General features: G+C 64.1%; 4 protein-coding genes and 2 pseudogenes. 4 read left to right on the forward strand and 2 right to left on the reverse strand.

The window, feature by feature from the left end; genetic code table 11:
• Positions 1-24: 24 nt before the first annotated feature.
• The 4 genes and pseudogenes from WKW82_RS26575 (at position 25) to WKW82_RS26590 (ending at position 6289) form a co-directional block, all read left to right on the forward strand.
• Positions 25-1257: a TolC family protein gene (locus WKW82_RS26575; RefSeq protein ID WP_340345485.1), complete on the forward strand. Its 1233-nt coding sequence runs from the start codon at positions 25-27 to the stop codon at positions 1255-1257.
• A pseudogene (locus WKW82_RS26580) lies at positions 1254-2781 on the forward strand (efflux RND transporter periplasmic adaptor subunit). The gene WKW82_RS26575 and the pseudogene WKW82_RS26580 overlap by 4 nt, the downstream one beginning before the upstream one ends.
• A complete protein-coding gene (locus WKW82_RS26585) occupies positions 2778-5948 on the forward strand; it encodes an efflux RND transporter permease subunit (RefSeq protein ID WP_340345486.1) in 3171 nt (1056 codons plus the stop codon). The pseudogene WKW82_RS26580 and the gene WKW82_RS26585 overlap by 4 nt, the downstream one beginning before the upstream one ends.
• Positions 5945-6289 carry a copper-binding protein gene (locus WKW82_RS26590; protein WP_340345488.1) on the forward strand — a complete coding sequence of 115 codons (345 nt, stop codon included), beginning with the start codon at positions 5945-5947 and terminating at the stop codon, positions 6287-6289. The genes WKW82_RS26585 and WKW82_RS26590 overlap by 4 nt, the downstream gene beginning before the upstream one ends.
• Positions 6290-6411: 122 nt before the next feature.
• Here WKW82_RS26590 and mnmH read toward each other — a convergent pair.
• Together mnmH and WKW82_RS26600 are read right to left on the reverse strand one after the other, a co-directional pair.
• Positions 6412-7116: pseudogene (gene mnmH / locus WKW82_RS26595) on the reverse strand (tRNA 2-selenouridine(34) synthase MnmH); the annotation flags it as partial.
• 275 nt (positions 7117-7391) lie between these two features.
• Positions 7392-9067 (reverse strand): GAF domain-containing hybrid sensor histidine kinase/response regulator (locus WKW82_RS26600; protein WP_340345490.1); only part of this gene is annotated, 1676 nt, incomplete at its 5' end.

Here is a 9067-nt window from a genome sequence, read left to right on the forward strand (position 1 = left end):
CTCGTTCGTCTTTGGAGAAGTTTCATGTTCACCCCGTTTTCGCGCGCGGCCGTTTGGGCCGCCGCACTGCTGCCTGGCTTGGCAGCGGCTGGGCCGCTGTCCTTTGACGGGGCGCTGCAATTGGCCGTCCAGCGCTCCGAGGCAGCGCGTGCTGCCCGCGCTGGCGTCCAAAGCGCCAGGGATGCCTCGGTTGCCGCAGGGCAACTTCCCGACCCCGTCTTGAGAGCAGGTATCGAAAACCTGCCCATCACCGGGCCGGATCGCTTCAGCACAACCAACGACTCCATGACCATGAAGCGCATCGGCATCAGCCAGGAATGGGTGTCGCAAGACAAACGTTCTGCGCGACAAGCCGCTGCGCAGGCGTCAACGAGCCGTGAAGCCGTTCAGGCCCAGGCTGCGATCGCCAACACGCGACTGCAGACAGCGCTCGCCTACGTCGATGCCTTCTACGCCGACGAGATCCTCAAGCTCACAACCCTGATGGAGCATCACGCCCATGAGGAGTTTGAAGCCGCGCGCGCCCGGCTGTCTTCTGCGACTGGCAGCAGCCAGGAACTGCTCCAGCTCAGCGGCGGCAAAGGCATTGCAGAAGACGATTCATCCGAAATCCGGCAGCAGCAAAGCGCTGCGCGATTGGCCTTGCAGCGCTGGATCGGCCTGAGGCCCGACGAGCTGGTGACGATGCCAGTCGAGTCCGTCCCCACGGAAGAGGTCTATGTTGCTGGCCACCCCTCGGTGGCAGCCATGCGGCAAGACCTCGAAGTGGCAAAACAGGCCGCGTCCGTGGCAAGCGCCAACCGCGACCCCAACTGGACGTGGGAAGTCGCTTATGGGCAGCGCACGGGCTATTCGGACATGGTGACGGTCGGGGTGAGCATTCCGCTAGCCATCGCACGGGGCGATCGACAGGATCGCGAAACGGCCGCCAAGCTGGCGTTGGTCGAGAAGTCCGAGGCCGAGTTGGCCGAAGCGACCCGCGCCGCCACCGCCGAATACCAGGTGCTCTCGAGCGACATCGAGCGCGTGCGGCAACGCATCGAGCGCCTTCGCGCGGGCGTCGTCACGCCTGCGGCGCAGAGAACGGCCGTCGCCACCGCGGGCTACCGTTCCAACCAGACGAGTCTGGTGACGCTGTTTGAGGCGCGGCACGCCGAGGTCGACGTGCAACGCAAGCTCCTGGCGCTTCAGCGTGAGCTGGCCAGGGCGCAGGTCCAGATGAAGTTCCGTCCCCTTTCCGGCGAGGTGTCACCATGAAACGAGCAAACGTGACGATGCTGGGCCTGGTCGCCCTCGCGCTGGTTGCTGGGGCCGCCTTCTATGTTGGCCGCACAACGGTGCAGTCCGCACCTGGCGCGTCCATGACGCCAGGGACCACGCCCGGCAACGATGGCCGCAAGGTCCTCTACTGGCACGACCCGATGGTGCCCGGCCCACGCTTCGACAAGCCCGGCAAGTCTCCGTTCATGGACATGCAGCTGGTGCCGATGTATGCAGACAGCCAACCAACCAGTTCGGGCGTGACGATCAGCCCCGGCGTGCAGCAAAACCTGGGCATCCGCTATGCCACCGTGCGCCGGGCCGATGTCTCGTCGTCCTTCGACGCCATCGGCACCGTGCAGTTCGACGAGCGCTTGAATGTGGCGGTCCAGACGCGCGTTGCCGGCTACGTCGAGCGCCTTTCGGTGCGCGCGCCGATGGAGCGGGTGCGCAAGGGCCAGGCCCTGGCGACCATCTTCGCGCCGGAGTGGCTGGGACCGCAGAACGAGCTGATTGCACTCCAGCGCGCCGGCGTTTCCCCTGACCTCGTCGTGGCTGCGCGCGAGCGAATGCGGGCCATGTCGAATCCCGGGCGAACTCATCCGCCAGAGCGAGAAGGCCGGCGTGGCGCAAGCACGCTTTGTGCTGACGGCGCCGGTCAGCGGGGTCATTGCGGAACTGGGCGTGCGCGAAGGCGTGGCCGTCGCGTCCGGCGTGACCCTGTTTCGGATCGCCGGGCTCGAGAAGGTTTGGGCAACCGCAGAGATCCCCGAAGCACAAGCGTTGCGGCTTGCGGCAGGCCAGAAAGTGCAAGCCGCGTTGCAGGCGGATTCTTCACAGACCTTTGCCGGCGAACTGAAGGAAATCCTTCCGGAGATCAGCAGTTCCACACGCACGATCAAGGCGCGCTTCGAAGTCGACAACGCGCAGGGAAGGCTCACTCCCGGCATGCTGTTGCGGCTCCAGGTGGGGGGTGCCAAGAGCTCACGCCTGCTCGTGGCCTCGGAGGCGGTCATTCGCACAGGCAAGCGCTCGGTCGTCATCGTTCAAAAGGAAAGCGGAGCCTTCGAGCCGCGCGAGGTGTCGCTCGGCGCAGACCTGGGTGACGACATCGAGGTGGTCCAGGGGCTGGCCGAGGGCGAGCGAGTCGTAGCAAGCGGGCAATTCCTGATCGACTCCGAAGCCAGGCTGCGATCGGTGCTGGGGAACCTGGCTGCAAGTGCGGCTCCATCCCCGACCGCGTCGGGATCCCCTGCTTCGTCGACGCCGGCGACCACCGGAACATCGCATCGTGCGCAGGGCAAGGTCGAAAGGGTCGAAGCGGACGGCATCACCATTTCGCATGGCCCCGTCGCCTCGCTGAAGTGGCCCGCCATGACCATGGGCTTTTCCAGGCCAACGCCGGGCGCCTTTTCTGACGTCAAGCCAGGCGACACGGTTCGTTTTGAGTTCAGCGAAGGCGGGCCACTGGGTTACGAGCTGCTCTCGGTCGAACGCCTTCAACCGGCGGCAAAGCAATGATCGCGGCCCTCATCCGGTGGTCGGTCGGCAACCGGTTCCTCGTATTGATCGCCACCTTGTTCGTCGTGGCGGCAGGCCTGTGGTCAGCGGCCCGGACGCCGCTCGATGCGCTACCGGACCTGTCGGATACGCAGGTGATCATCCGCACACCCTTTCCCGGCAAGGCGCCGCAGGTGGTTGAAGACCTGGTCACCTATCCGCTGACGACAACGATGTTGAGCGTGCCCGGCGCGAAGACCGTGCGCGGCTACTCGTTCTTCGGCGATTCCTTCGTGTATGTGCTGTTCGACGACAAGACCGATCCCTACTGGGCGCGCTCGCGGGTCGTTGAATACCTCAACCAGGTGCAAGGCAGGCTTCCGGCCGGCGCCAGCGCCTCGTTGGGCCCGGACGCGACGGGCGTGGGCTGGGTCTACGAGTACGCGCTGGTCGACCGCACCGGCAGCCGGGACCTGGGTCAACTGCGCGCGCTCAACGACTGGTTCCTCAAGTTTGAGTTGAAAACCGTGGCCGACGTGGCGGAGGTGGCCAGCATCGGCGGCATGGTGCGCCAGTACCAGGTGGTGATCGACCCGGATCGCATGCGTGCGCTCGGCATCACGCAAGCGAGCGTGGTGCAGGCCTTGCAGAAAGCCAATCAGTCCAGCGGAGGCTCCGTCGTCGAACTTGGCGAAGCCGAATACATGGTCCGATCCCGCGGCTACCTGCGATCGCTGGAAGACTTTCGCTCCATTCCCGTGTCGATCTCAGGCGCCACGCCGGCGCTGTTGCGCGACGTGGCGACGGTTCAGATCGGGCCCGAGATGCGGCGCGGCATTGCCGAACTGGATGGGGAAGGCGAGGTGGCCGGCGGTGTGGTCGTCATGCGCTCCGGCAAGAACGCACGCACCACCATCGAGGCGGTGAAAGCGAAGCTGGAAACGCTGAGGACGAGCCTGCCTGCGGGCGTCGAAATCGTGCCGACCTATGACCGGTCGCTCCTCATCGATCGCGCGGTGGACAACCTGCGCGCCAAGCTGGTCGAGGAGTTCATCGTCGTGGCGCTGGTGTGCGCCGTTTTCCTGTTCCATCTGCGCTCGGCGCTGGTCGCGGTGGTCGCGCTGCCCATTGGCGTGCTGGCCGCATTCATCGTCATGCACTGGCAGGGTGTCAACGCCAACATCATGTCTCTGGGCGGCATTGCCATTGCCATCGGTGCCATGGTCGATGGCGCCGTCGTGATGGTCGAGAACGTGCACAAGCACATCGAGGCCTTCGAGACACGGCATGGACGGCAGCCCGATGGCTTCGAGCGATGGCAACTCGTTTCCGATGCGTCGGTGGAGGTCGGGCCGGCCCTGTTTTTCTCGCTGCTGGTGATCACGCTGTCTTTCGTGCCGGTGTTCTCGCTGGAGGCACAGGAAGGCCGGCTGTTTGCGCCCCTGGCATTCACCAAGACCTACGCCATGGCGGCAGCGGCAGGCCTCTCGGTGACGCTGATTCCGGTGCTGATGGGCTACCTCATTCGCGGTCGAATCCCGCATGAGGCGGCGAATCCGGTCAATCGCTTGCTCATGGCGGCATACCGGCCAGCGCTCGAATGGGTGTTGCGCTTTCCGAAGTCGACGCTGATGCTGGCGGGCGTACTGCTTGCGTTGACGGCGGTGCCGATGGCGCGCCTGGGCGGCGAGTTCATGCCGCCGCTGGATGAAGGCGACCTGCTCTACATGCCGTCTGCCCTGCCGGCGCTTTCGGTGTCGAAGGCGGCGCAACTGTTGCAGCAGACCGATCGCCTTATCAAGACGGTGCCCGAGGTGGCACGAGTGTTCGGAAAAGCCGGCCGTGCGGACTCGGCCACCGACCCGGCGCCGCTGGAGATGTTCGAGACCACCATCCAGTTCAAGCCCAAGGATCAATGGCGCGCCGGCATGACGCCAGACAAGCTGGTCGAGGAACTGGATCGCGCCGTCAAGGTGCCGGGATTGTCGAATGTGTGGGTGCCTCCCATCCGCAACCGCATCGACATGCTGGCCACGGGAATCAAGAGTCCCGTGGGTGTGAAGGTGGCAGGAGCCGACCTGGCCACTATCGATTCGCTGACCACACAGATCGCAGCGTCGGTCAAGAACGTGCCGGGCGTCTCGTCCGCGCTCGCCGAACGATTGAACGGCGGGCGCTACATCGATGTCGATGTCGATCGACTGGCTGCGGCACGTTTCGGGCTCTCAATGACGGATGTTCAGTCCGTTGTATCCACCGCCATCGGCGGCGACAACGTCGGCGAAGTCATCCAGGGGCGGGAGCGCTATCCGATCAACGTGCGCTACCCGCGCGAGATCCGGGACTCGCTGGAAGGTTTGCGGCAGCTGCCTTTCGTGACCGACAGGGGGGCGACCGTGCTGCTGCAGGATGTCGCCAGGATCCACATCGAGGACGGCCCACCCATGCTGCGCAGCGAAAACGCACGGCCCTCAGGCTGGGTGTATGTCGATGTGCGCGGGCGGGATCTTCGTTCGGCGGTCACGGACATGCAAGCCGCGGTGGCGCAGGCCGTGAAGATGCCGGCCGGTTACGCCGTCTCGTGGTCCGGCCAGTTCGAATACCTTGAACGTGCAACCGAGCGCCTGAAGCTGGTGATTCCCGTCACGCTGGCTGTCATCTTTGTGCTGCTCTATCTGCTCTTCAAATCGTTCGCGGATGCGGCCCTTGTCATGGCTGCGGTTCCGTTCTCGCTGATTGGAGGCTTCTGGCTTGTGCGGGCGATGGGGCACTCGGTTTCCGTGGCCACGGCGGTGGGCTTCATCGCGCTGGCCGGGGTTGCCGCCGAATTCGGAGTGGTGATGCTGGTCTACCTGAAGAATGCGCTCGCTCGGCGCCTCGCGGCCGGTGAAGCGATGAACGACGAGACCCTGCTGGCCGCCATACGGGAAGGGGCCGTCCTGCGTGTGCGGCCGAAGGCCATGACCGTTGCCGTGGTGATGGCGGGCTTGTTGCCCATCCTTTGGGGCAGCGGCACGGGCTCGGAGGTGATGACGCGCATCGCCGCGCCCATGGTGGGCGGAATGGTCACCGCGCCGCTGCTCAGCATGCTCGTGGTGCCTGCGGCCTGGTATCTGCTGCATCGTCGCAAGAACGTTGCCGCGCCTGCCTTCAATCCGATTCCCCCAACTTCAGGAGCACTTGAATGAAACCCCTGCATGTTCTTGCGATCCCACTGCTCGCCGCCAGTCTCGTTGCCCAAGCCCAGTCCAAACAGCCGAACATGCCGATGCCCATGAAGGAGCCCGCGCAAAGCCAGAATACCTCGAACGCGCTGACCGATGCGGTGGTTCAGAGAATCGAAGCCGCTGCGGGCGAGGTTGTGCTCAAGCACGGCGATATTCCGAATCTCGCGATGCCGCCGATGACGATGGCCTTCGATGCGGACAAGAAGACGCTCAGCGGCTTGAAGGTCGGAGACAAGGTGCGCTTTCATGCCGAGATCGTTGATGGAAGGCCGAAGCTGACGCGGGTCGAACATGTTCGATAGCGGCGCTCTCCATCAAGAGTTGGCTCGTCTCTTCGATTGATCATCCCCCATCCGAAGAGTGTCAGCCTCAATGAAGAGCACCCGTCAGCGCACAGAAACGGATCAGGGATGAGGCTGACCGATCAGGCTGGAGGAAGCGTCAGAACCGCGTCGGCGATGGCCTCGATTCCCGTGTCGGAAAGATCAGTCGCAGCGATGCGGCGGCGCGCCTCCCATTTCGCAAAATGACGCGCCTGCGAGCGTGCGTAGTGCGGGTCGTAGTGCAGGCGCATCAGTTCCTCGAACAGAGGTGACAACGCATGCGTGCGCGCCCATCCTTGCCAGCGCGCAACCGTCTCCTTGCCCTGCATTTCCTTGAGCATCCCGAGCTGCGTCGCAAGCGATTCGCCGTTGTCGCCAAGGTAGGCGTAGTCGCGCAGCAGGTAGTCGAGCCGCGCCTCAGGCGTGGCGACCACTTCAATGCAATTGCCTCCGCGCATCCGCTCCACCAATGGGATCGGCAGCGAGATGCGCCCGATGCGCGCGCTTTCGCCTTCGACATACACCGTGCGCTCCAGATCAAACGGCTTCAATACCGTTGCCAGTTGCGTTTCGAAAGCCTTCTGCGAGGGCTGTGGCACGCCCGGTAGCGCGCCCAGCAATGAGCCCTTGTGCCGCGCCAATCCTTCGAGGTCCAGCACCTGCTCACCGCGCGCCGCGAGCGCCTGCAACACGCGCGTCTTGGCGCTGCCGGTGGCGCCGCAAATCACCTTGAGCCTGAGCCGGGGAATACACGCGGCCAACCGATCGATTACGTCATGCCGGAAGCTCTTGTAGCCACCGGCGAGAATTGGTTCCAGCCGCATGCGCAACAAATCGCTCGACCTGATTCGACGCGTGGCGGGCGACCGGCCAAGCCATGTGAATTGCGGTCATTGGAATCCCTTGACCTTGCCATCGTGGCAAGGTTGACACTCCGCCCCTGAACTCGGCCTTTCGTTGATCCGGGTCGATTGCTATCTTCCGGATCCGGAATTTGGGGCGTCGGGCTTGGGGCGAAGCACCCTCGCGTTTGCAACCAGAGCACCAGAGCGATCCGATGGGATCAGAAGCGTGCTTGCCGTCAGTGATTCGTGCCGCTGTCGATCATCGACCTGACCTTTCCAGAAAGCGCTTCCAAGTCGAAAGGCTTCGTGATCACGGACATTCCGTGTTCGAGAAACCCGTTGCCCACGATGGCGTTCTCCGCGTAGCCAGTGACGAAAAGCACCTTTAAAGCGGGGCGACGCAGTCGCGCCGTCTCAGCCAGTTGGCGACCGTTCATGCCACCAGGCAGCCCGACGTCGGTCAGTAGCAGATCGACCTTGCGTTCAGTATTCAGGATCCGCTGGGCCTCTGCGCCGTTCGACGCCTGCAAAACCGCATAGCCCTGGCCCGAAAGTACCTCCGCGACCATCGTGCGAATGACATCCTCGTCTTCCACCACGAGCACGCACTCGCCGTCGGAGTGCGCGGCGATGTTCTCCACGGCCACGCGAGTCTGCTCTTTCCCTGCGGCCCCGATGAGCTTTGGAAAATACAGGCACATCGTCGTGCCGCGACCGACCTCCGAATAGACACGAACTTGGCCGCCCGACTGGCGCACGAAGCCGTAGACCATGGACAGCCCGAGTCCTGTGCCTTGCCCCATCGGCTTCGTGGTGAAAAACGGATCGAACGCCCGCGCGATCGTCTGCGGCGTCATGCCGCATCCAGTGTCGGAAACGCACACGGACACATACTGCCCGGACGGCAAATCCCTCTCGCTGGCCGTCGCGTCGTCCAACCACTTGTTCGCCGTCTCTACGGTGATGCGACCGCCTTGCGGCGCCATCGCATCGCGCGCGTTGATGCACAGATTCAGCAAGGCGTTCTCTAGCTGAGACGCATCGACCTTGGTCACCCAGAGCCCGCCAGCGCCGACCACCTCGACACTCACCGACGGCCCAACCGTCCTGCGAATGAGGTCCTCGAGATTGCTCACCAGACGGTTGACATCCGTCGGCTTCGGATCGAGCGTTTGGCGACGCGAAAACGCCAGCAGACGCTGCGTCAGCGACGCCGCGCGCTTGACTGCATCCTGGGTCATGCCGACATAGCGCTGCACGTTGTCGAACCGCCCTTCCAGCAACCGCTTCTCCAATACCTGCAAGCTGGTGCTCATGGCCGCCAGCAGATTGTTGAAGTCGTGCGCGATGCCGCCCGTCAACTGACCAATGGCCTCCATCTTCTGGCTCTGGCGATAGCGCTCCTCGATCTCCATCAACGCGTCCGTGCGCTCCTTCACCTTTTGCTCAAGCGTCTCGTTGATGGTGCGCAGGCGCGATTCGCTGGCCTGGAGTTCGAGGGTGCCGCGTGCCCGCTCCACCGCAAGTCGCGTGCGCAGGGCGATGTCCCGCATGAAAGCCGTCTCGGCCCCCGTCCACGCCCTTGGCTCGGCATGGTTGACGAACAGTACGGCGACCAGTCGACCTTGTTCGACAACCGGGACGTTCATGAAAGATCGAGCGCTCCGACTCTCCAGCGCGGCCGCGGCGGGAGCCGTTCTCGGATCCTGGCGTACATCCCCGATGTTGATGAACTCGTTCTTCTTGAGGCTGTCGATGAACGAGCCGTACTCGCGCAGTGGCGTCACGCCTGCAAGCGTCTCGACCCCTTCGGAGGTCCAGTCGCGATCCACGTGCAGTGTCTCGGTCACCGGGTCGATCGTCCCGTAGCCCACCCGGCTCACGCGAAGGGTCTCGCCGAGGACGCGGCAGG

Source organism: Variovorax rhizosphaerae (assembly GCF_037889975.1).
Classification (GTDB): Bacteria; Pseudomonadota; Gammaproteobacteria; order Burkholderiales; family Burkholderiaceae_C; genus Variovorax; species Variovorax rhizosphaerae.

Coding starts and splice junctions, on each gene's coding strand:
- WKW82_RS26575 (WP_340345485.1), top strand. CDS start 25: ATGTTCACCCCGTTTTCGCGCGCGGCCGTTTGGGCCGCCGCACTGCTG.
- WKW82_RS26585 (WP_340345486.1), top strand. CDS start 2,778: ATGATCGCGGCCCTCATCCGGTGGTCGGTCGGCAACCGGTTCCTCGTA.
- WKW82_RS26590 (WP_340345488.1), top strand. CDS start 5,945: ATGAAACCCCTGCATGTTCTTGCGATCCCACTGCTCGCCGCCAGTCTC.